Here is a 23211-nt window from a genome sequence, read left to right as displayed (position 1 = left end):
TTCCTCCGCGCTTGCCACTGAGCGACGTTCGCCGATGCCTGCCGGAAAGGCAAGGCGGAAAACGCGTGGCCCTCAGTCGAATGCGCTCGCAAGGCCCGCAAGCGCGGCATCGACGATCGCCTCCAGCGATTGATCGATGTCGACGACAACCACGCCGGGCTCTCCATCCGGCCGCTCCAGCGTCGCAAGCTGGCTTTGGAGCAGCGAAACCGGCATGAAATGGCCGGTGCGATGGCCCATGCGGGCGCTCAGCAAGGCCTCGCTGCCGTCCAGGAACACGAAGGCCAGCGGGCCGCCGGCGGCTTGGCGCAGCCGGTCGCGATAGGCCTTCTTCAGCGCCGAACAGGTAACGACGACGCCCTCCTTTCGATGGCCCGCGATCTCCGCGCCGATCAGCGCCAGCCAGGGCCAGCGGTCCTCATCCTGAAGCGGAATGCCGCGCGACATCTTTTCGACATTGGCTGCGGGATGAAGGTCGTCGCCTTCGATGAAAGCATGGCCCGCACGCTCGGCAAGACGCCGCGCAATGGAGGATTTGCCCGAGCCGCTGACGCCCATGACGATGATGGCGTCGGGGAGTGCGCCCGGCTTTGCGATGTCATGACCGTTCATTCTGTTCCCGCTCCGCACGTATGAGGCCATGGTCTAGAATGGTTCGTGCCGGAATGGAAGCACAGGGCCGTTTCACCGGTCCGGTCTTTACACCCCCGCCGCTCCGGTGACGGTTTTGTGACGCGCAAGGGGTTTACCCCCGCCTTCCCCGAAGGCATAAGGGTTGAGGCATTACTTTCAGGCCCAATGAAATGAACGCATTGCAGACCCCCGACCCGAATGATGACCTCGCCGGCCTCGGCGACGACCGCAGCCTTCTGCTTGTCGATGACGACGCGCCGTTCCTGCGCCGGCTGGCGCGCGCCATGGAAGCGCGCGGCTTCGATATCGAGACGGCCGGCTCGGTTGCCGAAGGGATCGCGCTTGCCAAGGCGCGGCCGCCGGCCTTCGCCGTGGTGGATCTGAGGCTTGAGGACGGCAGCGGGCTCGACGTGGTCTCCGCCATCCGCGAGGCGCGGGCCGATACCCGGATCGTGATGCTGACCGGCTACGGCAATCTCGCCACCGCCGTGACGGCGGTGAAGCTCGGCGCGCTCGATTATCTCGCCAAGCCCGCCGATGCCGACGATATCGTCCACGCGCTGACCCAGCAGCCCGGCGAAAAGACCGACCTTCCGGAAAATCCGATGTCGGCGGACCGGGTGCGCTGGGAGCACATCCAGCGGGTCTACGAGATGTGCGACCGCAACGTCTCCGAAACCGCCCGCCGCCTCAACATGCACCGCCGCACCCTGCAACGCATCCTCGCCAAACGCGCGCCGCGCTGACACGGCGCGCGCATGTTCATGTCGGCTCTAGACCAGCGCGCCGAGCGTTTCACGTGAAAACGCGGAGAGCGTTTCGGTCTCGCCGCCCTCGATCTTCTTCACCCATTCCGGATCGGCGATCAGGGCGCGGCCGACGGCGATCAGGTCGAACTCGTCGCGTTCCATGCGGCGGGTGAGCCGGTCGAGATCGGGCGTTCTGGCATTGGCCTCGGCGCCGCCGAACCAGCCGAGGAAATCGGCGCCGTTGAGGCCGACCGAGCCGACCGAAATCGTCGGAACGCCGGTGAGCTTCTTGGCCCAGCCCGCGAAATTCAGGCCTTCCTCGCCGTCGATCTCCGGAAATTCCGGTTCCCAGAAGCGGCGCTGCGAGCAATGCAGCATGTCGGCGCCGGCATCCACCAGCGGCTGCAGCCATTCGGCCATCTCGTCGGGCGTGGTGGCGATGCGGGCATTGTAGTCCTGCTGCTTCCACTGGCTGAGGCGGATGATCACCGGCATGTCGTCGGAAACCGCCTCGCGCACGGCCTTGACCACTTCCGCGCCGAACCGGGCGCGCTCGGTGATGGTCTCGCCGCCCCAGCGGTCGTCGCGCAGGTTGAGGCCCTGCCAGAAGAACTGGTCGATCAGATAGCCATGCGCGCCGTGGATCTCGACGACGTCGAAGCCGAGCCGCTCGGCGTCCGCAGCAGCCTTGCCGAAGGCGGCGATGGTATCGGCGATGTCTTCCTCGCTCATGGCGTGGCCGCGCTTTTCACCCGGCTTGACGAAGCCCGACGGGCTTTCGGTCTCGTCCGGGTTCGGCGGATAATCGGCGGAGGCAATTGTGTTGGCCACGTGCCAAATCTGGGGCCCCATCTTGCCGCCGGCGGCATGGACGGTGTCGATCACGTTTTTCCAGCCCGCAAGCGATTTTTCGCCGTGGAAATCCGGAATGCCTGGAAGGTTCTTGGAGTTGGGGCGGTCGACGACCGTGCCTTCGGAGAGGATCAGGCCGACATCGCCCTCGGCGCGGCGGCGGTAATAGTCGGCGACGTTCTGGCCGGGTACGCCTTCCGGCGAAAAGCCGCGCGTCATCGGCGCCATCACGATCCGGTTCTTCAATTCGAGCGATTTGAGTTTGAAGGGCCGGAACAGGGCCTCATTGGCGGAGTTTGACATTTCGGATTTCCTTTGCAGCCTTGGGAGGACTTGTGCCGACATAGGTATAAATTATGGACTTAGTGTCAATAAGGCATTATCATTTGCCTAGGTATATATGAGGTGACCCCGTGACGCATGATCCGTCCCACTGCCCGAAATTCCAGGTGGATTGCATCAACCGGAAGATACTCGACCAGATTTCCGGCAAATGGTCGATCATGGTGCTGACCATGCTCGGCTACGGCCCGCACCGGTTCAACGCGATCAAGAAGCAGCTCGAGGGCATCAGCCAGAAAGCGCTGACCGACACGCTGCGCAAGCTCGAGCGCAATGGCGTCGTCAATCGCAAGGTGCTGCCGACGTCGCCCGTGGGCGTGGAGTATGAGCTGACGGCGCTCGGTCAGTCGCTGCGCGCCCATGTCATCGCGCTTTACACCTGGACCGAGGAAAACGGCGACGAAATCACCCGCGCCCAGGCCGCGTTTGATGAACGCGCGGCCTGAACGACCAGCGCTCGTAAACCGCCCAAAAGCAAAAGGGGGCTCGCGCCCCCTCGATCGTTCCGCGGTGATGCGGCCGCAGCCGTAAACGCCTTAACGGTCGTCGTCGTTCTCGTCGTCATCCTTGACCGAATTGCCGAGCGAGGCGAAGCGGGAGAAGACTTCGTCGGCCGACATGCCCTTGTCGTCGCCCGAACCCAGGTTCTCGGTATCCTGAGCGGAGGCGAGCGTCGCATTGTCCATCTCGTCGGCGGACGGCAGGGGCCGGTCCTTGGCGGACTTGCTGACTTCGAGGTCGAGATCGATCTGGCTGCAAAGCCCAAGCGTCACCGGGTCCATCGGCACGAGATTGGCCGCGTTCCAGTGGGTCCGGTTGCGGATTTGCTCGATCGTCGACTTGGTGGTGCCGACCAGGCGGGAGATCTGCGCATCCTTCAGTTCCGGATGGTTGCGCACCAGCCAGAGGATCGCGTTCGGACGGTCCTGACGCTTGGAAACCGGCGTGTAGCGCGGGCCCTTGCGCTTGGATTCCGGCACCCGCACCTTCGGTTCGGAAAGCTTCAGCTTGTGGTTCGGGTTCTTTTCCGCGCGCTCGATCTCGTCGCGGGAAAGCTGGCCGGTGGAGATCGGGTCGAGGCCCTTGATGCCCTGCGCGGATTCGCCGTCGGCGATCGCCTTTACTTCCAGCGGATGCAGAGCACACAATTCGGCGATCTGGTCGAACGACAAGGCCGTGTTGTCCACGAGCCATACGGCAGTCGCCTTGGGCATGAGCAGCTTTTGCGCCATTGGATATAGTCCTTCTATCGTCCGCGCCGGTGTCGCGGTCCGTGGGTCTTTGCCACTATTTCCGGGAAAACATGGGGCTCCATATAAAGCCAAAGCCAGCCGAATGCAATTCGCGAGACGACAATTGACCAATGTCTTATTGAACTCGCCAAATCAGGCTGTATGAATGGGAATCAATGGAGGAGCCCGGTTTTTTGAGCCTTTCCGCCTTTCTTTGAAACGCGAAAACGCTCCATCTATTGATTGTGTCGCAATTCCGCCCGGTTAAGCGGTTCTCGTGGAATTGCCGTTAGGAGGAAACGATGTCGTCAAAAACCTATCCCGTGCCGAAATCGGCCAGCGCGCGCGCAAAGATCGACGCTGCGAAATATGACAAGTGGTACAAGGAAAGCGTGGAGGAGCCGGAGATTTTCTGGGACCGTCACGGCCGCCGGATCGACTGGTTCAAGCCTTATACCAAGGTCAAGAACACATCCTTCAAGGGCCGGGTCTCGATCAAGTGGTTCGAGGACGGCCAGACCAACGTCTCCTACAACTGCATCGACCGCCACCTGAAGACCCGCGGCGAGGAAACCGCGATCATCTGGGAAGGCGACAACCCCTATATCGACAAGAAGATCACCTATAACCAGCTTTACGATCAGGTTTGTCGCATGGCGAACGTGATGAAGAAGCACGGCGTCAAGAAGGGCGACCGGGTGACGATCTACATGCCGATGGTGCCGGAAGCAGCCTATGCGATGCTCGCCTGCGCGCGCATCGGCGCGATCCACTCGGTGGTGTTCGCCGGCTTCTCGCCGGAGGCGCTCGCCGGGCGCATCGTCGATTGTGAATCGACCTTCGTGATCACCTGTGACCAGGGCGTGCGCGGCGGCAAGCCGATCCAGCTCAAGGAAAATGTCGACCTCGCCATCGATATCGCCGCCAAGCAGTATGTCATGGTCAACCATGTGCTGTGCATCCGCCGCACCGGCGGCAAGGTCGGCTGGGCGCGCGGCCGCGACCTCTGGCATCACGAGGAGATCAAGACCGTCAAGGGCGATTGCCCGCCGGTCAAGATGAAGGCGGAGGACCCGCTGTTCATTCTCTATACGTCGGGCTCCACCGGCAAGCCCAAGGGCGTGCTGCACACCACCGGCGGCTATCTCGTCTGGACGTCGATGACCCACGAATATGTGTTCGACTATCGCGAGGGCGAGATTTTCTGGTGCGCGGCCGATGTCGGCTGGGTCACCGGTCATTCCTACATCGTGTACGGCCCGCTCGCCAACGGCGCGACCACGCTGATGTTCGAGGGCGTGCCGACATTCCCGGATGCCGGCCGCTTCTGGGAGGTGGTCGACAAGCATCAGGTCAATATCCTCTACACCGCCCCGACCGCGATCCGCGCGCTGATGGGCGCCGGCGACGATCTGGTGAAGAAGTCGTCGCGCGAGAGCCTGCGCCTGCTCGGGTCGGTTGGCGAGCCGATCAACCCCGAGGCCTGGGAATGGTATTACCGGGTGGTCGGCGAGGAGCGCTGCCCGATCGTCGATACCTGGTGGCAGACCGAGACCGGCGGCATGATGATCACGCCGTTCCCGGGCGCGACCGCGCTGAAGCCGGGTTCGGCCACCACGCCGTTCTTCGGTATCCAGCCGCAGCTTGTCGATAATGAAGGCCAGGTTTTGGAGGGTACGGCCGACGGCAATCTCTGCATCATCGATAGCTGGCCGGGGCAGGCGCGTTCGGTCTATGGCGACCACAACCGCTTCATCCAGACCTATTTCTCCACCTATAAGGGGAAGTATTTCACCGGCGACGGCTGCCGGCGCGACGAGGACGGCTATTACTGGATCACCGGCCGCGTCGACGACGTGCTCAACGTCTCCGGCCACCGGCTCGGCACGGCGGAAATCGAAAGCGCGCTGGTCTCGCATCACTATGTGTCGGAGGCGGCCGTTGTCGGTTATCCGCATCCGGTCAAGGGGCAGGGGATCTACTGCTATGTCAGCCTGATGAGCGATCACGAAGGCGACGAGGCGCTGCGTCAGGAGCTGATCAAGTGGGTCCGCTCCGAAATCGGCCCGATCGCCACGCCCGACAAGATCCAGTTCGCCCCCGGCCTGCCCAAGACTCGCTCCGGCAAGATCATGCGCCGCATCCTGCGCAAGATCGCCGAGGACGATTTCGGCGCGCTCGGCGACACCTCGACGCTTGCCGATCCCGGCGTGGTCGACGACCTGATCGAAAACCGCCAGAACAAGTCCAAGGCAGCGTAAGGCGAAAGCCCTGTCTCTGACAAGGCTGAACGTCTTCGGGGCGGAGGTCGTAAACTCTTTGCTATCGGAAAGGGTTCAGGCCTCACAGCCTTGAAATCGAAAGCCCGCCATCGGCCGCGATCACAGAGCCGGTGGCGAAGGCGAGGTCGCCGCGCGCCAGCGGCAGCACGGCCGCGGCGACGTCCTCCGGCGTGCCCCAGCGGGCGGCCGGCACGAGGCCGGCTTCGATGCGGGCGGTGTACTTCTCCTTCACGCCCGCCGTCATGCCGGTTTCGATGATGCCGGGGCGGATGTCGAAAACGCCGATATTTTCCGGGGCCAGCCGGGCCGCGAACAGTCTTGCGGCCATGGCGGCAGCGGATTTGGAGATGCAGTATTCGGCGCGCTCGATCGAGACCATTTCCGCGCTGACCGAGGTGATGAAGATGATCGAGCGGTAGCCCCGATCATGGCCGAGCATGCGCTTTGCCGCTTCCTGGGCCAGGAAGAACGCGCCTTTCAGGTTCACATCCATCACGAAATCGAAGTTTTCCGCCGACAGGTCGAGCATGTCGCCGCGGATCGGCGCGCCGACGCCGGCATTGGAGACAAAGGTGGTGAGCGGGCCGAGATCGTCCTCCACCCGGTCCAGAAGGGTCGGGATCGCGGCGATGTCGCGCACGTCGTGGCGATAGTAGCGGGCCTTGGGGCCAAGGGCCGCGAGCGCATCCTGAACGACCGGGCTGTCGGGATCGGCCTCGGCGGCGATTGCGACCGCATAGCCTGCACCGGCAAGCGCCCTGGCGATGCCAAGCCCGATGCCCTGCTGGCCGCCGGTGATCAGCGCGGTTTTCATCGTGCAAGCTCCCGTTTGATGGCGTCTCCAGCCTTCAGCGCCAGCGCCGCGACCGTCAGCGACGGATTGACGGCAGCGGATGTCGGCAGCGCCGATGCATCGGTGACATAGAGGTTGTGATGGTCGAAACTGCGGCAATCGGGATCGAGCACGACGGTTGCCGGGTCATCGCCGAGTCGCGCCGTGCCGCACTGGTGCGAGGGCACGCGGCCATCGAACAGGCGCGACAGCACGACGGGAAAGCCCGCGCGCCGCAGCGCCTGCTTCATCCGCTTCACCAGTCGGTTATGCGCCTCCATGTTGGAGCGCCGCCAGAGCAGCTGGATGTCGTTGCCGTTCAGCACCACCCGGCTTTCCGGGTTCGGCAGGTCCTCCGAGATCGCGTAGAAATCGACCGAATGGCGCGAGAGGTGCGTCGCGAGCGCCATCGGCATGGAGGGCGTGGTCGCCTTCAGGATTTTCGGCACCACCCGGCCGAGCAACTGCACATTGCCTAGCGGCGGACCGTTGTCGCCGTCGGCGAGATACCAGTCATTGATCGCGAAGGTCTTCTGGTAGACCGCGTCATTATGAAAGCGCGGATCATAGGCGATCATCGCCGTGGCGTTGTGGTTCATGAAATGGCGGCCGACCGCGCCGGAGGAATTGGCAAGCCCGGACTTCAGAAGAAGCGCGGCGGACTGCACCGCGCCGGCGGCGAGCGCCACGATCTCCGGCGTCACCGTGATGGTTTCGCCAGCCTGCTGATAGGTGACGCTGGCGATCCGGCGGCCATCGGGGGCGGCCGTCATATGGGTCACGCGGGCGCCCGTCTCCATCCGTACATTGTTATGAGACAATGCGGCGGCCAGCGCGCAGGTCTCGGCATCCATCTTGCCGGAGCGGGTATCAGGATAACCGTCCCAGCCATCATTGCCATGCGACAGCCAGCGATCGAGATCGACGCCGAGCGGCAGCGCCGCCGGATGAAGCCCGGCCTTCTCCAGCCGTCGCCGGACAGCGGCAAGCGCCGGCTCGTCCGGCACGGCGGGGTAGGGGTATGGCCCGGCATGGGGCGGTTCGGTCGGGTCCTCGGTGAAATCACCGCGCACCTGATAGAGCGCCTCGGCCGCATCGTAATACGGCGCGAGCGTTTCATAGGGGAACGGCCAGGCCGGCGAGACGCCGCCCAGGTGTTCCATCGCCTGGAAATCCTGCCGGCGATAGCGGTAGAGCACGGCGCCATAGAGCTTGGTGTTGCCGCCGACATTGTAATAATTGCCGGGCGAGAACGGTTTGCCGTCCGCATCCAGCCAGGTCTCATTCGAGCGGAAGGCGCTGTTTCTGTAGATCCGGTCAGGATCGCGCGCCAGCGCGTCGTCGGGGATCTGCTGCCCGCGTTCCAGGATCAGGATTTCGGCCCCGGTAGGGGCGAGGCTCGCGGCGAGCGTTGCCCCGCCCATGCCGGAACCGATGATGACCACATCAGGCGTGCGGCGCATGTCTATCTGAGCCGCTCTTCGGTTTTGGGGTCGAAGGCGACGGCCTTGTCCATGTTTACGGCGAAGGGGAACACGTCGCCCGGTTTGACCTCGACATCGGCGCGGAACCGGGCCGTGACCTCCTTGCCGCCCATTTCGGCGACCGCGAAGGTGTCTGAGCCGGCGGGCTCGGTCACCTCGACCCTGGCCTTGATGATATGCACGGCATCCGAAGAACGGTCAGCCCCCAGCTCGTCGGTGATCGCCTCCGGTCGGATGCCGAGAATGATGTCGCGTCCGCCATGATCGGTCATCGAACCATCGGGGAAGGGCAGTTCGGCGGTGCTGCCATCGGTGAGCGGGAATTTCGCCACCGCCCGTCCGCCTTCGACCGTGACCTTCGCCGGAAACAGGTTCATCGAGGGCGAGCCCATGAAGCCGGCGACGAACATGTTGGCGGGGTTGTCGTAGATTTCCTTCGGCGTGCCGAGCTGCTGCACATGGCCGCCGAACATCACCGCAATCCGGGTCGACAGCGTCAGCGCCTCGATCTGGTCATGGGTGACGTAGACGATGGTGGTGCCGAGCTTCTGGTGCAGCTTCTTGATCTCGGTGCGCATGTCGACGCGGAGTTTCGCGTCGAGGTTGGAGAGCGGCTCGTCGAACAGGAACACGTCGGGATCGCGCACCAGCGCCCGGCCCATGGCGACGCGCTGGCGCTGGCCGCCGGAAAGCTGGCCGGGCTTGCGCTTCAGGAGATGCTTGATCTGCAGGAGGTCGGCGACGCTGTCGATCGCCTTTTCGCGTTTCTCCTTCGGCACACCATGCATTTCGAGGCCGAAGGAGATGTTTTCGGCGACATTCATGTTCGGATAGAGCGCGTAGGACTGGAACACCATGGCGATGTTGCGTTCCGCCGGGCGCACGCCGTTCATCGAGCGGCCATTGATCACGATATCGCCGGAGGAGACCGGCTCGAGGCCCGCGATCATGTTCAAAAGCGTGGACTTGCCGCAGCCCGACGGGCCGACCAGCACGAGGAATTCGCCCTCCTCGACCTCGATATCGGTCTGGTGGAGGACAGTCAGGGAACCGAAGCTCTTGGTGACCTTGTCAATTTTCAGAAAACCCATGGACCTTAACCCTTAACGCTGCCGGCCATCAGGCCGCGTACGAAATAGCGCCCGGCGACGATATAGACGAGCAATGTCGGCATCGCCGCCATGATCGCGCCGGCGAAGTGGACATTGTATTCCTTCACGCCGGTCGACGACTGGACGAGATTGTTGAGCGCCACCGTCATCGGCTGGCTGTTGAAATCGGAGAACGAGGCGCCGAACAGGAAGTCGTTCCAGATGTTCGTGAACTGCCAGATGATGCAGACCACCGCGATCGGTCCCGATGAGGGCAGCAGGATGCGGCGGAAGATGGTGAAGAAGCCGGCGCCATCGATCATCGCCGCGCGCACCAGCTCGCTCGGGAACTGGGCGTAATAGTTGCGGAAATAGAGCGTCGAGAAGCCGATGCCGTAGACCAGATGCACGAAGATCAGCCCCGGCACGGAGCCCGCAAGTCCTATAATGCCGAGAATGCGCGCCATCGGGATCAGCACGATCTGGAACGGAATGAAGCAGGCGAAGAGCAGCAGGCCGAAGATGATATTGTGCCCGCGGAACTGCCACTTGGTCAGCACATAGCCGTTCAGCGCGCCGAGCACGGTGGAGATTGCCACGGCGGGAACCACCATCTGGATCGAGTTCCAGAAATAGGGCTTGAGGCCTGTCGCCTGCACGCCGATCTGGGCGGTCGACCATGCGCTTTTCCACGGCTCGAAGGTCAGCGCCTCGGGCAGGTTCATCATCCCGCCGGCCTGGATTTCGCGCAGCGGCTTGAGCGAATTCACCACCATCACGTAGAGCGGCAGCAGGTAATAGAGGCAGAAGATCAGGAGCACGGTGTAGATGAAGAACCGCGCCGTGCGGCCCGTCGAGACAACTTGAGTGGAAGCGTTGCTGCTCATTGCTTCTTCTCCCTCAGTTCCGACCAGAGATAGGGCACCATGATGGCAGCAACCGACATCAGCATGATCACGGCGGAGGCCGCGCCGATGCCCATCTGGTTGCGGGTGAAGGTGTAGGAATACATGAAGGTTGCGGGAAGCTCCGTGGCGCGCCCCGGCCCGCCGCCGGTCAGCGCAATGACGAGGTCGTAGGATTTGATCGCCATATGGGCGAGCACCACGATCGCCGACATGAAGGCCGGGCGAAGCTGCGGGATCACGATCCGGCGATAGAGCGAGAAGTTCGACGCGCCGTCGATCTGGGCGGCCTTCAGCACCTCGCCGTCAATGCCGCGCAGGCCGGCGAGGAACATCGCCATGACGAAGCCGGAGGTCTGCCAGACGGCTGCGATCACGATGGTGTAGATCGCCATCTGGTTGGACTTGATCCAGTTGAACTGGAAGCTGGTCCAGCCCCAGGAATGCATCACCGCCTCAAGCCCGATGCCGGGATCGAGGAACCATTTCCAGGCCGTGCCGGTGACGATGAAGGACAGCGCCATCGGATAGAGGTAGATCGAGCGGATGAAGCCTTCCGCACGGATCTTCTGGTCGAGGAAGATCGCCAGCATCAGCCCGATCGCGCAGCAGAAGATGATGTAGAGCGAGCCGAAGATCGCGACGTTCTTGATCGCGATCGTCCAGGCCCTGAGCCGGAACAGGTTGATGTAGTTCTTCCAGCCGACGAGATCGAAACTCGGCAGGATGCGGCTGTCGGTAAAGGAGAGATAGACGGTGAAGGCGATGAAGCCGTAGACGAAGATCAGCACCATCGCGAGCGACGGACTGAGCACGATCTTCGGCAGGGCATCGCGTAGAAAATCCCCCGCTCTCCCGCTTCTTTGCGCGGACGAAGCCATTCAAACCCTCCGGATTGGCGGCCTTGCCGCCGGTGTTATTCGAGGCGGTGCGGTGTGCACCAATCAATCTCTCCCCTTGAGGGAGAGATGTCGCGAAAGCGACAGAGAGGGGTGAAACCTCTCTGCGAATTCAGAACGAGCGGCTGGCGCTGCACCCCTCTCTGCCCTGCCGGGCATTTCCCCCTCAAGGGGGGAGATCGGCGTGGGGCGGGATCATCGAGCCCAGCCAGTTCAAGCTGTCCGGGCGGGCTATCGCCGCGCCCGGACAAGCCGCTTACTGCGCGATCTGAACCGCGGTGACCAGCTCTTCCGTTGCCGTTTCGGAATCATACTCGCCATTGAACTGGGCGGTGATCACGTCGTACATCGCGTTCTTGACCGAGGCCGGGTTGGCGTGGCCGTGGGCCATGGAGCCGAAAAGGTTGCCCGACGACGAGGCCGCCGCCAGATCCTTCATGCCCTGCTTGCCGCAGGCGTCGAAATCGGCGTCGGAAACATCCGTGCGTGCCGGAACCGAACCCTTGACGACGTTGAAGGCCGACTGGAATTCCGGCGACATGATCGCCTTGGCGAGCGCCACCTGCTGTGCCGTCGGCTCGTCGCCCTGGTTGAAGAAGGCGAACTGGTCGGAGTTGAAGGTGACCTGATCCTGCGTGCCGGGGAAGCGGAAGCACAGGAAATCCTCGCCCGGGGTCAGGCCGGCTTTCAGGAATTCGCCCTTGGCCCAGTCTCCCATGAACTGGAAGGCGGCCTCGTCGTTGATGACCATGGCGGAAGCGAGGTTCCAGTCGCGGCCGGAGAAGTTGTCGTCGACATAGCCGCGCAGAACGGTCATGCGGTCGAACACTTCCTTCATCGTGTCGGAGCCGAGGGCTTCGGGATCGAGATCGATCATCGAGGCCTGGTAGAATTCCGGTCCGCCGGTTGCCATCACGACGGCGTCGAAGATGGTGGCATCCTGCCAGGGCTGGCCGCCATGGGCGATCGCCACCTTGCCGGAGGCCTTGACCTTGTCGAGGGCGGCGACCAGCTCGTCCCAGGTCTGGGGCTGTTCGATGCCAAGCTCGTCGAGGATCGACTTGTTGGCCCAGACCCAGTTGGTGGAGTGGACGTTCACGGGGGCTGCGACCCAGTTGCCGTCATATTTCGAGAATTTCTGCAGCGCTTCCGGAACGACAGCGTCCCAGTTTTCCTCAGCCGCGATGTCGTTGAGGTTGGCAAGCGCGCCTTCCTCGGCCCAGTCGGTGATGTCGAAGCCGAGCATCTGCACGGCTGCCGGCGGGTTGCCGGCGGTCACGCGGGCGCGCAGCACGGTCATGGCCTGTTCGCCGCCGCCGCCTGCCACCGGCATGTCTTGCCAGCCGATGCCCTGATCCTGCAGGTTTTCCTTCAGCACGTTGAGCGCCGAGGCTTCGCCGCCGGACGTCCACCAGTGCAGGACTTCCACGTCCTCCGCCTTCACGGACGTCGCCGAAGCCGAGGCCGCGACGATCGCGATAACGGCTGCACTTTTCGCAAAATTCAAACGCATAGTGTCCTCCTGTCTGCGTTTTTGGTCCCGCCGGGGGAGCATTGCTCCACGGGGCCCGGCAGGCATTTCCTCCTCATGTTCCCCTTGGAAGGGAACAGTTCATTCCACCCAGGGCGCGCGCGAGCGACCGATGCGCATCGTCACGGTTTTCACCTCCAGGTATTCCTCAAGCCCGTAGCGACCCAGCTCGCGGCCGAGGCCCGATTGCTTGACGCCGCCAAACGGCAGCTCGGAATATCCATCCATCCAGGTATTGGTCCACACTGTGCCGGCCTGAACGCGGCGGGCGAAGGCGAGGCAGGTCGAAACATCCCTGCTCCAGACGCCGGCCGACAGCCCGTAGCTCGCGTCATTGGCCAGTGCGATTGCCTCCTCAATCGATTTAAAGGTCAGGACCGACAGCACCGGTCCGAAGACCTCCTCCCGTGCGATCGCCATGCCTGAACTGATATTTGTTACAACTGTAGGCCCATAGAAACGGCCTGACAACCCCGGGATTTCAAGCGCTCCGCCGCCGAGCGGAATCTCCGCTCCTGCCTCGCGCGCGGCCTCCACATAGCTATCGATCTTTGCAAAATGCGCCTCGGAAATGATAGCCCCTACTTTAGTCTTAGGGTCGAGCGGATCGCCGAAGGCGACCTTCCGCGAGAGCGCCACCACCTTTTCCGTCAACGCCTCGGCAACGTCCTCATGGACGATGATGCGCGAGCCGGAATTGCAGCATTCGCCGGCGTTGAAATAGACGCCGAAGACGATCGCGTCGGCGGCATCGTCGAGATCGCAATCGGGGAACACGACCTGCGGATTCTTGCCGCCGAGTTCGAGGGAGACCTTTTTCAGCGTGCCGGCGCTGGCCCTCACGATCGCCTTGCCGACGCCGGTGGAACCGGTGAACGAGACCATGTCGACATGTTCGCTCTCGCACATGGTCGTGCCCACCGGATCGCCATAGCCGAGAACGATGTTGACGACGCCGTCGGGAATCCCGGCCTCGATCAGCAGTTCGCCGAGGATCATGGTCGAGGACGGCGTCATCTCGGAGGGTTTGATCACGGCGGTGCAGCCGGCGGCCAGCGCATAGGGCAGTTTCTGCGACACGATCAGGAACGGGAAGTTCCACGGCGTGATCAGCGCGGCGACGCCGACCGGCTCCTTCAGCACCACGCCCAGCATGTCGTCGCCAAGCGTGTTGTGGCTGTCGCCGGAAAGCGTGCGGGCAAGGGCTGCGGCATGGCGCCAGAGGTCGGCGGCGCCGGCAATCTCGTCGCAGGCCTGGCTGATCGGCTTGCCGCTCTCCAGCGTGTCGCGCAGCGCGATCTTGTCCAGATCGCGCTCGATCAGGTCGGCGACCCTGAGCAGCACGCTCGCGCGATCCTTGCCGGTAAGACGCGACCAGCGGCCGTCGTCGAAGGCTGTGCGGGCGGCCATGATCGCGGCCTCGGTCTCGGCAACGCCGCCCTTTGCGGCGTTCGTCACCTTCACGAGATGGGCGGGCGACTGGCGTTCGAAGGTCGCGCCATCGGCGGAAGTCTGCCACGCGCCGTCAATCAGATGTCTTGCCTGAAAGACGGGCTCCTGAAGCGGGCTGCCAGCGGGGATGATGGTAAGATCGGTCATGCCTATCTGCCCTTGAATGCGGGTTTGCGTTTGGCGCGGAAGGATGCCACGCCCTCGGCCTTGTCGGCGGAGGCGGCGATCATGCCGCTGCCGAGCGTTTCGATCATGGCGGCGGTATCTTCACCGTAGCCGGCATGAAGCATGTATTTGGCGATTTCGGTCGCATAAGCCGACGAAGCGAGCGCGCCATCGGCGATGTCGAAGGCGGCGGCGCGCGCGTCTTCGGCGATCTCGGCGGCAAAGCCGAGCGCAACCGCGCGCTCCGCGTCGAGCCGGCGTCCGAACAGCGCCATCTCCTTGATCACCGGCTCCGGCAGCAACCGCGCCAGCCGCTGCGTGCCCGACCATCCCGGCACCATGCCGATCTTCGGCTCGGGCATCGCAATCGTGGCATTGGGCGTCATCACCCGGATATCGCAGGCCGCCGCAAGCTCCAACCCGCCGCCCAGCGTATGGCCGGAGAGCGCGGCAATCGTCGGCTTCGACAGTCGCGCCAATCGGTCGAACCGGCGATGGCCGTCGCGCACCCAGTGGCGGGCGAATTCGGCCGGCGGCAGATCGCCCCAGGCCTGAATGTCCGCGCCGGCGCAGAACGCGCGGTCACCCTCGGCGGTGAGGATGACGAAGCGGATCCCAGGGTCGGCGTCGATGGCATCGAGATGGGCGTCGAGCGCCGCCAGCATATCCGGCGTGAAGGCGTTGAGCTTTGACGGATTGTCGAGCCGGAGCTCGGCAATGGCGTCGTGGCGGATGAGATGAAGGGCGCTCATGAGGTCGATTCCGATATTGTTTCTTCGGTGCGTGCCAGGCCCACCCACCAATCTCCCCCCTTGAGGGGGAGATGTCGCGAAAGCGACAGAGAGGGGTAGCGGCATGAGCCGCTTGCTCCGAATGTGTTGAAAGGGTTCACCCCTCTCTGCCCCTGTCGGGGCATCTCCCCCTCAAGGGGGGAGATTGTTTGGAGGTGGCCCGGCTTCGCTTCCCAGACAGGCCGATTTTCCGCAGCCACCGTCACAACACCAGCCCCATCGGCTTTTCGCCAAGCAGCGACAGCGGCATCGTGGTCGCATTCTTGGCCACCCGCACCCGGCCGCCGGAGGCTGCGACGATGTCGCGTTCGGGGTCGATGCCGGGCATGATTTCGGTGGCGACGAGGCCGTCATCGGTGATCCGCATCACGCAGCGTTCGGTGACATAGAGTACGTCCTGACCGGTTTCACGGGCGCGGCGGCCGGAGAAGGTGACGTGCTCGACCTCGTCGACCATCTTGGAGAATTTGCCGGGCTTTTCGACTTTCAGACCGTCGGCGGAGAGGACAAGCGTCGCCGCGGCCTCGAAAAGCCCGGCAAAAACGATCTTGCGGGCATTGGCGGTGATATCGACGAAACCGCCGCAGCCGGCGGTGAGATACGGTTTCTTGCCGAGCTTGGAGACGTTGACATTGCCCTCGCGGTCGACCTCGAGGAAGGACAGGAAGGTCACGTCGAAACCGCCGCCCTGGAAATAGGTGAACTGGTTTGGGGACGGCATGAAGGCATCGGCGTTGGAGGCGCAGCCGAAGGCGAAGCCCGTCAGAGGCACGCCGCCGACGGCGCCCTGCTCGATCGCCCAGGTCACCTTGCGGGCATGGCCTTCCTCCAGCAGGATTCGCGGCACCAGTGCGCAGATGCCGAAGCCGAGATTGGCGGTCTCGCCGGCGGCAAGCTCCATCGCGGCGCGGCGGGCAATGACCTTTTCGACGCCGTGTTCGGCAAGCTCGAAATCCTCCAGCGGATGGATGATCTCGCCGGAGATCGCAGGATCATAGAGGGTTTCGGTGGTCTGGTACTGGCCGGGGTCAACCACAATGAAATCGATGAGATGGCCGGGCACCCGCACATCATGCGGGCGCAGCGTGCCCGCCGCCGTGACGCGCTTGACCTGGGCAATTACGACGCCGCGATTGTTGCGCGCGGCGATCGCCTGATCGAGCCCGCCGAGATAGGCGCCCTCGTGCTCATAGGTGAGATTGCCGTGCTCATCGGCCGTGGTCGCGCGCAGGATGGTGACGTCGGGCGCGAAATTCTTGAAGTGAAGCCAGGTATCGCCGGCAAAGTCGACGCGGGAGACGATCGGGCTTTCCGCAGCGCGATCATTCATGGCGCAGCCCTGCCGTTCGGGGTCGACGAAGGTGTCGAGGCCGACCTTTGTCAGCACGCCGGGACGTTTGGCCGCCACATCGCGCTGCATGTCGAACAGGATGCCGGACGGCACGTTATAGGCCGCGATCCGGTTTTCGACGACCATCTTCCAGATTTCCGGCATCCGCAGCGACGAGGCGCCGCTCGGATAGGAGCCGGCAATCACGGTGTCGAGCAGGCCGTCCTGCGCGATATGGTCGATGCCCTTGATGCCGTACATGTCGCCGGCGGCGATCGGGTGGATGGTGGTGAGCTTGCGCGGATGGCCGGTCGCGGCAAAACGCGCGCCGAGCGCTTCCAGCACCTTGTCCGGGCAGCCGAGGCCGGAGGACGAGGAGACCGAGACGACGGCGTTGTCGGCGATGTGGCTGACGGCGGCCTCGGCGGTGACGATCTTGCCCGGCATGCTCAATATCCTTCGTAATTGACGTCGACGGCCCGGCCTTCCAGTGCCGACTGCCGTACGGCCATGGCGACGGCAAGCGATTTCACGCCGTCGATCCCGTCCGCCGCTGGCCGGCCTTCGCCGGCAACGGCGCGGTTGAAGGCCGCGATCGCGTATTCATAGAGGCCTTCGCTTTCGTAAGGCACGTTGGTTTCGCCCTCTTCCGTCACCAGCGTGAGCGTTCCGGTCGGGCGTTGTGTCATGACGTTGCGGGCGAAGATCGAGCCCTTGCTGCCATGGACTTCGAGGCCGGAGCCGGCAAACGGATGGGTGAAGCTCTCATGGCTCTGGACCATGACGCCGGACGGCATGGTCCAGACCGACATCACGCTGTCCTCGACGCCCTTGCCGAGGCCGGAACTGACGGCCTGGGCCACGACCCGCCGCGGGTCCTCATCAAGGTAGAAGCGGACGGTGTCGGCGTCATGCACGGTGATATCGGGGATCACGCCGCCGCCGGCCGCCGGATTGTCGATGCGCCAGCCGCGCAGGTGCTCCGGCAGCATGACGGCGTGGAAGACCCGCATCGACAGCACCTTGCCGATACGGCCTTCGGCGATCAGCGCCTTTGCGGCGCGATGGGCGCCGGCGCAGCGCAGATGATGGTTGGTGGCAAACACAACATCGGCCTTGCGCGCGGCCTCGACCATCGCCCTTGCGTCCGCAACGCTCATCGCCAGCGGCTTTTCGCACAGAACATGCTTGCCGGCGGCAATGGCTGCCAGCGCCTGGTCGCGATGCTTTTCATTGGTGGTCGAGATATAGACCGCGTCGATCTCCGGACGCGACAGAAGGGCGGAAAGCTCCGTGTCGGCATTGGGGATGCCATGGGAGGCGGCATAGGCTTCGGCGCGCGCGCAGCTGGACGAAAGCACCGCGTTGATGCTGTTGCCTTCATGCGCCCTGATCGCGCCGATCATATACTCGGCCGCGATCGTGCTGGCGCCGATAAGCCCCCACTGCATGCCCTGCCTCCCATTTTTTGGCACGTTCCAATTTTTCCGATTTCTATGCCATCGGTTGCGCCACGTCAATCCGTGCCCGGAAATTTAGTATAGTTTGGGATAATCGGGCGACGAAGCCATGCATGGTTGCCCGCGGCTTTCGCATGGACTACCTAAAATGTGGGGGAAGCCATGTTCTTGGGTCACAAGACCGCGCGGTAACGCAATCACTGTTCATATTGTGCGACTACGGGTAAGCTTTGTTGAGAACATGGATTGAGCTGATCTGGTATGATCAGGAACATGCTTTTGTGGCGGCAGGGGCATAGGCGGCAACGAAGCCGGCAGGGATGATTGAGTGCTGAATATTGTGATACCGATGGCCGGTCGCGGCAGCCGTTTTGCCGATGCGGGCTATAGCGACCCGAAGCCGCTTATTCCGGTGCATGGCAAGCCGATGATCCAGGTGGTCGTCGAAAATCTGACGCCGGCCGTCGATCATCGTTTCATCTTCATCTGCCAGTCCGCTCACATTCGCGATTACGGGCTTGAGGAAAAGCTGAAGGCGCTTGCCGGCAATGTCGAGATCATTGGCATCGATCATATCACCGAAGGCCAGGCCTCGACCGTTATGCTTGCCGAACATCTGATCGACAATGACGACCCGGTGATGACCGCCAATTCGGACCAGTATATCGACATCGACATCAATGATTATCTCCGCTTCATGGATGACGGCGGCTATGACGGGATGATCATGACGATGAAGGCGGACGACCCGAAATGGTCGTTCGTGCGCGAGGAAAACGGGCAGGTGGTCGAGACCGCCGAAAAGCGCGTGATTTCGAACGACGCCACCGTCGGCGTCTACAATTTCAAGACCGGACGCGATCTGGTGGCAGCGACGAAGGCGATGATCGGCGACGACGAACGCGTCAATGGCGAGTTCTACATCTGTCCGGCCTATAATTACCTGATCCGCGACGGGCGCAGGATCGGCCATTATTCGATCGGCAACGAGGCCGACGGCATGTACGGCCTCGGCATACCCTCAGACCTCGATCTGTTTCTCGCCCACCCGGTTTCGGAAAAGGTGCGCTGATGGAGGTTCTGTCGCACAGGGGGCTTTGGGAAAGTGCAGCGGAAAAGAACGTCATGACGGCGTTTGCCCGCTCCTTCGATCGCGGCTTCGGCACCGAAACGGATTTGCGCGACCATGCGGGCGAAATTGTCATCGCCCATGACATGCCGACAGGGAACGAGCCGCGGCTTTCGGACGTTCTGGATGTCATGGCCGGCCGGAATCTGATGCTGGCGCTGAATATCAAGGCGGACGGGTTGAGCGGCAAGGTCAAGGAGATACTGGCGGCCTATGGCCACACGAATTATTTCGTGTTCGACATGTCGCTTCCCGATCTGGTGCGGCAATTGGCTGACGGGTTGACCGCATTCACGGGTTTGAGCGATCTTCAGCCCAATGCGCCGTTGCTGGAGCAATGCGACGGGGTCTGGCTCGACTGCTTCCGTTCCGACTGGTTCGGTCCGGGCCTCATCGAGGGGTTGATTGGCCAGGGAAAGCGGGTCTGCGTGGTGTCGAGCGACCTGCACCGGCGCGATACGGCGCTGCAGTGGTCGATCATAAAATCGGCCAAATGCATCGATAGCAGCCGGCTCTATTTGTGCACCGACGCGCCCGAGGCGGCGCGGGATTATTTTTCGGGAGAGTGAAGATGGCGATCAAGGCAGTCATTTTCGACATGGACGGCGTGCTGATCGAGGCCAAGGAATGGCACTATGACGCGCTCAACCGGGCGCTCGGTCTGTTCGGCTTCACCATTGAGCGCCACGAGCACCGCACCGTCTATGACGGCCTGCCGACGCGCACCAAGCTGCAACGTCTGAGCGTGGAGAAGAAACTTCCGCCCTATCTTCATGACTTCCTCAATGAGATGAAGCAGCGCTACACGATGGAGATCATCTATGAGCGCTGCCGGCCGCGCTTCGACCACGAATACGCGCTGTCGCGTCTGAGGATGGAAGGCTACCATCTGGCGGTGGCCTCGAATTCCATGCGCGATACCGTGACGCTGATGATGGAAAAGGCGAGCCTTGCGCCCTATCTCGATTTCAAGCTGTCCAACCAGGACGTCACCAAGAGCAAGCCGGACCCGGAAATCTATCTGAAGGCGATCGAGCGGATGGGGCTTTCCCCCAAGGAATGCCTGATCGTCGAGGATAATCCCAACGGCATCAAGGCCGCGACCGCCTCCGGCGCGCATGTGATGGTCGTGAAGGAAGTGGACGAAGTCAATTATGCCGGGATCAAGGCGCGAATCGCCGAGATCGATCAGGCAGCCAAGTCAGTGGGGTCGGCGGCATGAAGATCGTTGTGCTGATGGGCGGTGAAAACCTCGACATCAAGAGCGAGCTCTATCCGCTCTACATGACCGAGTTCAACGAGGAACTGGTTCTGGAGCGCCAGATCGCCGGCCTCCAGAAGCTTTTCCCGCGTGAGATCATCTTCTGCGTCAGGTCCGCCGATATCCGCAAGTTCAATGTCGATGACGTGATCCGCCAGACCACCGATAACGGTCTCTGCGTCGAGGTCGCCGGGCCGACGGCGGGCTCGGTCTGCACCGCGCTTCTGGCAGCTGAACATATCGACGAGAACGAGGAGATCGTGCTGGTCGCCGCCGACGAACTGGTCGAGGCCGATCTTGACGGTATCGTCAAAGCCTTCCGCGAGCGCGACTGCGATGCCGGCGTGCTGGCCTTCCGCTCGGTGCATCCGCGCTATTCCTTCGCATTGCTCGGTGAGGACGGCGATGTCTGCGAGGTCGCCGAAAAGCGGCCGATCAGCAAGCATGCGCTGGTGAGCTTCTATTATTTCCGCAGCGGCAAGGATTTCGTGCGCGCGGCGCTCAACGTCGTGCGCAAGGATCGCAAGATCAACAACGCTTTCTATATCAGCCAGACCATCAACGAGATGATCCTGCGTCACGCCAAGGTCGGCATCGAGTTCATCAGCAATGACAGGTTTCATCCGTTGAAGACGGAGATGCAGCTTGCGCAGTACATCTCCCAGCTCAACGACCACAAGGAAGGGCTGCTGCATTGAAGACCGCGCGGCTCGACGACATGGTGAAGGGCTGGTTCATCGGCAATTTCGATCCCAGCCTTGCAAAGACCGAGGATGTGGAGGTCGCGGTCAAGCGTTATGATCGCGGCGACAGCGAGGCCATGCATTTTCACAAGGTCGCCACTGAATACACCGTCGTGGTGCAGGGGCGGATCCGGATGAACGGTATCGAGTATGGCGCCGGCGACATCATCGTGATGGAGCCGGGAGAGGCGACCGATTTCGAATGTCTGGAGAATGACAGTATCAATGTCGTGGTGAAGCTTCCGGGCGCAACGGACGACAAATATATGGGAATGGCCCGGCAGGATTGAAGTGTATCGGGACTGAAAGTCCGGCGAACTGCGCAGGATATAGTTCTCGGGTGCTCCGTAACGGCGTTATATTTCGTAGCTCTACATCCGTTTGGGTTACGTGTAGTGTATGAGCTTATCAAGCGGGGGCACGCTGATCGTAGGGTGTGAGAAGATGGACAAAGGCGAAATCACATTTCTGTTTCAGGGCGTGGTGGACAAGTCTTTTCTGCGCGGCAGCTTCGCTGCGGTCAGACGCTTTTTTCCCTCCTCCAGGATCATTCTGTCGACCTGGGTCGGGACCGATACCGCAGGCCTCGACTGCGATGAAGTGGTGCTGTGCGAGGATCCGGGCTTTTTCTACTATTCCCCGCGCGCCGGCGAGAAGCCCAATAATGTCAATCGCCAGATCGTCGGCACCCGCGCCGGGCTGGAAAAGGTCGATACCCGTTTCTGCTTCCGCATGCGCACCGATTTCAGGCTGACGGGCGACGGATTCCTGCGGTTTTTCGATGCCTATCCGGACAGCGTCGATGCCTATCAGGTGTTTTCGCACAAGCTGCTGGCGGCCTGCTATTTTTCGCGCAATCCGCGCTCGCGGGTGAGCTTTCCGTTCCACCCCTCGGACCTCGCCTTCTTCGGCTACACCGACGACATCCGCAAGATGTTCGACGTGCCGCTGATGACCGAGGAGGAGGCGAACTGGGATACGGGCGGCCAGCGCTACAACCGCTACACGCCCGAGCAGCATATTTTCGTCAATGCGCTGCGCCGCGATGGCCGGCATGTGCCATGCGCCTATTATAAGGACGCCAATCCGCAGGCGATCCTCGAAACCGAGAAATATTTCGCCTCGAATTTCGTCTTCCTCACCTTCGACCAGTTCGACCTGATGCCCTCCAAGCCGACCTTCGTGATGAAGGTGCATCCGAACTCGTTCATGACCTGCTACACCCATAATGAGTGGATCGGGCTCTACCGCAAGCATGTAGACGCCAGCACGCCGGTGCCTGCGGAAGACCCCGAGCGCGAGCGGATTGAAAAGTTCTACAAGCCCTACAAGATCTGTCGTCTGATCGGCAACGTCATCTCGCTGCCGTTCAAGAGCAAGGTCCGCCGCCGGGCAATCCGCACCGGCGTGCTGGAGTTTTTCCTGCTGCCTAGATAGTCCAGACCAGCGTATTCTTACTCTTCCGATTTGGCAAAGGTGCTGATCTGCTCTGGCGATAGAATGCTCGCGAATCTGGTAGCGGATGAGAAATGTTTGGACGATGTCATGGAATCGGGAGCGCCGTTAGGCCTAAAATCAAAAAAAGTCAAGAGACCTCTTGAAAAAGATAAGTTTCGGACATATTCATAATAATGAGACGCGGTTAGAGGTGGTTCGGAAAATCTGCACAGCGAGGATAAGTGGAATTTCTGCCTGAGATCGGCTTAGATGCCGGGAACAGGAGATACCATGACGAGACGACCGCGCCGGAACCATAGCCCGGCTTTCAAGGCGAAGGTGGCGCTTTCCGCCATCCGAGGTGAGCAGACGCTGGTGGAATTGTCCCAGCAGTTCGATGTGCACGCGAACCAGATCAAACAGTGGAAAGATCAGCTCCTTGAGGGGGCGACCGGCGTTTTCGGCGATGAAGCCAAGGCGGAACCGGCAGGCCCGACCGTGGACGTCAAAACGCTACATGCCAAGATCGGCGAACTGACACTGGAGAACGATTTTTTAGCCGGAGCGCTCGGCAAGGCGGGATTGCTGAGCGGAAAGAAATGATCGACCGC

Annotated in this window: 22 protein-coding genes and 1 pseudogene; 10 read left to right on the top strand and 13 right to left on the bottom strand. The window is 62.3% G+C overall.

Going from position 1 to position 23211, the window contains the following annotated elements:
* Positions 1 to 72: 72 nt before the first annotated feature.
* Positions 73 to 612 carry a gluconokinase gene (locus tag V6767_RS07175; protein WP_448472831.1) on the bottom strand — a complete coding sequence of 180 codons (540 nt, stop codon included), beginning with the start codon at positions 610 to 612 and terminating at the stop codon, positions 73 to 75.
* Between the two features lie 191 nt (positions 613 to 803).
* Here V6767_RS07175 and V6767_RS07170 point away from each other — a divergent pair, with 191 nt between their 5' ends.
* Positions 804 to 1379: an ActR/PrrA/RegA family redox response regulator transcription factor gene (locus tag V6767_RS07170; protein WP_448472830.1), complete on the top strand. Its 576-nt coding sequence runs from the start codon at positions 804 to 806 to the stop codon at positions 1377 to 1379.
* Positions 1380 to 1406: 27 nt separating this feature from the next.
* Here the strand turns inward: V6767_RS07170 and V6767_RS07165 are convergent, their stop codons facing one another.
* Positions 1407 to 2537 carry an NADH:flavin oxidoreductase gene (locus V6767_RS07165; protein ID WP_448472829.1) on the bottom strand — a complete coding sequence of 377 codons (1131 nt, stop codon included), beginning with the start codon at positions 2535 to 2537 and terminating at the stop codon, positions 1407 to 1409.
* Between the two features lie 110 nt (positions 2538 to 2647).
* On the opposite strand from V6767_RS07165, the gene V6767_RS07160 reads away from it, so the two are divergent.
* The gene (locus V6767_RS07160) at positions 2648 to 3022 is read left to right on the top strand and encodes a winged helix-turn-helix transcriptional regulator (protein WP_330166030.1); all 375 of its coding nucleotides are present in this window, start codon (positions 2648 to 2650) and stop codon (positions 3020 to 3022) included.
* A 90-nt stretch (positions 3023 to 3112) separates the two neighbouring features.
* Here V6767_RS07160 and V6767_RS07155 read toward each other — a convergent pair whose 3' ends face one another.
* Positions 3113 to 3808 carry a DUF1013 domain-containing protein gene (locus V6767_RS07155; RefSeq protein ID WP_448472828.1) on the bottom strand — a complete coding sequence of 232 codons (696 nt, stop codon included), beginning with the start codon at positions 3806 to 3808 and terminating at the stop codon, positions 3113 to 3115.
* A gap of 302 nt (positions 3809 to 4110) precedes the next feature.
* Here V6767_RS07155 and acs point away from each other — a divergent pair, with 302 nt between their 5' ends.
* A complete protein-coding gene (acs, locus tag V6767_RS07150; RefSeq protein WP_448472827.1) occupies positions 4111 to 6069 on the top strand; it encodes an acetate--CoA ligase in 1959 nt (652 codons plus the stop codon).
* Positions 6070 to 6151: 82 nt separating this feature from the next.
* Here the strand turns inward: acs and V6767_RS07145 are convergent, their stop codons facing one another.
* The 10 genes from V6767_RS07145 to V6767_RS07100 all read right to left on the bottom strand — a co-directional run bounded on the left by V6767_RS07145 (position 6152) and on the right by V6767_RS07100 (position 18021).
* The gene (locus V6767_RS07145; protein ID WP_448472826.1) at positions 6152 to 6904 is read right to left on the bottom strand and encodes a 3-ketoacyl-ACP reductase; all 753 of its coding nucleotides are present in this window, start codon (positions 6902 to 6904) and stop codon (positions 6152 to 6154) included.
* A complete protein-coding gene (locus V6767_RS07140; protein ID WP_448472825.1) occupies positions 6901 to 8385 on the bottom strand; it encodes a GMC oxidoreductase in 1485 nt (494 codons plus the stop codon). The genes V6767_RS07145 and V6767_RS07140 overlap by 4 nt, the downstream gene beginning before the upstream one ends.
* A gap of 2 nt (positions 8386 to 8387) precedes the next feature.
* Entirely contained in the window at positions 8388 to 9497 is a 1110-nt protein-coding gene (locus tag V6767_RS07135; RefSeq protein ID WP_448472824.1) for an ABC transporter ATP-binding protein, read from the bottom strand.
* 5 nt (positions 9498 to 9502) lie between these two features.
* On the bottom strand, positions 9503 to 10384 hold the full coding sequence (locus V6767_RS07130) for a carbohydrate ABC transporter permease (protein ID WP_018065269.1): 882 nt from the start codon (positions 10382 to 10384) through the stop codon (positions 9503 to 9505).
* Positions 10381 to 11283, bottom strand: coding sequence for a carbohydrate ABC transporter permease (locus V6767_RS07125; protein ID WP_230721490.1), 903 nt, complete (start codon positions 11281 to 11283; stop codon positions 10381 to 10383). The genes V6767_RS07130 and V6767_RS07125 overlap by 4 nt, the downstream gene beginning before the upstream one ends.
* Positions 11284 to 11557: 274 nt before the next feature.
* Positions 11558 to 12814, bottom strand: a complete 1257-nt coding sequence (locus V6767_RS07120) for an ABC transporter substrate-binding protein (protein ID WP_448472823.1) — start codon at positions 12812 to 12814, stop codon at positions 11558 to 11560.
* Positions 12815 to 12913: 99 nt separating this feature from the next.
* Entirely contained in the window at positions 12914 to 14431 is a 1518-nt protein-coding gene (locus V6767_RS07115) for an aldehyde dehydrogenase family protein (protein WP_448472822.1), read from the bottom strand.
* A 2-nt stretch (positions 14432 to 14433) separates the two neighbouring features.
* Positions 14434 to 15201 carry an enoyl-CoA hydratase/isomerase family protein gene (locus tag V6767_RS07110; RefSeq protein ID WP_448472821.1) on the bottom strand — a complete coding sequence of 256 codons (768 nt, stop codon included), beginning with the start codon at positions 15199 to 15201 and terminating at the stop codon, positions 14434 to 14436.
* Positions 15202 to 15442: 241 nt separating this feature from the next.
* Complete coding sequence (locus V6767_RS07105) at positions 15443 to 17017, bottom strand: acyl CoA:acetate/3-ketoacid CoA transferase (RefSeq protein WP_448472820.1); 1575 nt, start codon at positions 17015 to 17017, stop codon at positions 15443 to 15445.
* A 2-nt stretch (positions 17018 to 17019) separates the two neighbouring features.
* Positions 17020 to 18021, bottom strand: coding sequence for a Gfo/Idh/MocA family protein (locus V6767_RS07100; protein ID WP_448472819.1), 1002 nt, complete (start codon positions 18019 to 18021; stop codon positions 17020 to 17022).
* Between the two features lie 337 nt (positions 18022 to 18358).
* Here V6767_RS07100 and V6767_RS07095 point away from each other — a divergent pair, with 337 nt between their 5' ends.
* The 7 genes and pseudogenes from V6767_RS07095 to V6767_RS07065 all read left to right on the top strand — a co-directional run.
* Positions 18359 to 19102 carry a glycosyltransferase family 2 protein gene (locus V6767_RS07095; RefSeq protein WP_448472818.1) on the top strand — a complete coding sequence of 248 codons (744 nt, stop codon included), beginning with the start codon at positions 18359 to 18361 and terminating at the stop codon, positions 19100 to 19102.
* On the top strand, positions 19102 to 19728 hold the full coding sequence (locus tag V6767_RS07090; RefSeq protein ID WP_448472817.1) for a phosphodiesterase: 627 nt from the start codon (positions 19102 to 19104) through the stop codon (positions 19726 to 19728). Before V6767_RS07095 ends, V6767_RS07090 begins: the two co-directional genes overlap by 1 nt.
* 2 nt (positions 19729 to 19730) lie before the next feature.
* A complete protein-coding gene (locus tag V6767_RS07085; RefSeq protein WP_448430113.1) occupies positions 19731 to 20381 on the top strand; it encodes an HAD family hydrolase in 651 nt (216 codons plus the stop codon).
* Positions 20378 to 21118 carry a glycosyltransferase family 2 protein gene (locus V6767_RS07080; RefSeq protein ID WP_448472816.1) on the top strand — a complete coding sequence of 247 codons (741 nt, stop codon included), beginning with the start codon at positions 20378 to 20380 and terminating at the stop codon, positions 21116 to 21118. The genes V6767_RS07085 and V6767_RS07080 overlap by 4 nt, the downstream gene beginning before the upstream one ends.
* Complete coding sequence (locus tag V6767_RS07075; RefSeq protein WP_448472815.1) at positions 21115 to 21453, top strand: hypothetical protein; 339 nt, start codon at positions 21115 to 21117, stop codon at positions 21451 to 21453. The genes V6767_RS07080 and V6767_RS07075 overlap by 4 nt, the downstream gene beginning before the upstream one ends.
* A gap of 154 nt (positions 21454 to 21607) precedes the next feature.
* Positions 21608 to 22600: a WavE lipopolysaccharide synthesis family protein gene (locus tag V6767_RS07070; RefSeq protein ID WP_448472814.1), complete on the top strand. Its 993-nt coding sequence runs from the start codon at positions 21608 to 21610 to the stop codon at positions 22598 to 22600.
* Positions 22601 to 22891: 291 nt separating this feature from the next.
* A pseudogene (locus V6767_RS07065) lies at positions 22892 to 23211 on the top strand (transposase); the annotation flags it as partial.

The organism is Martelella sp. FLE1502 (genome assembly GCF_053484255.1).
This window is presented reverse-complemented; position numbering and strand designations above follow the sequence as displayed.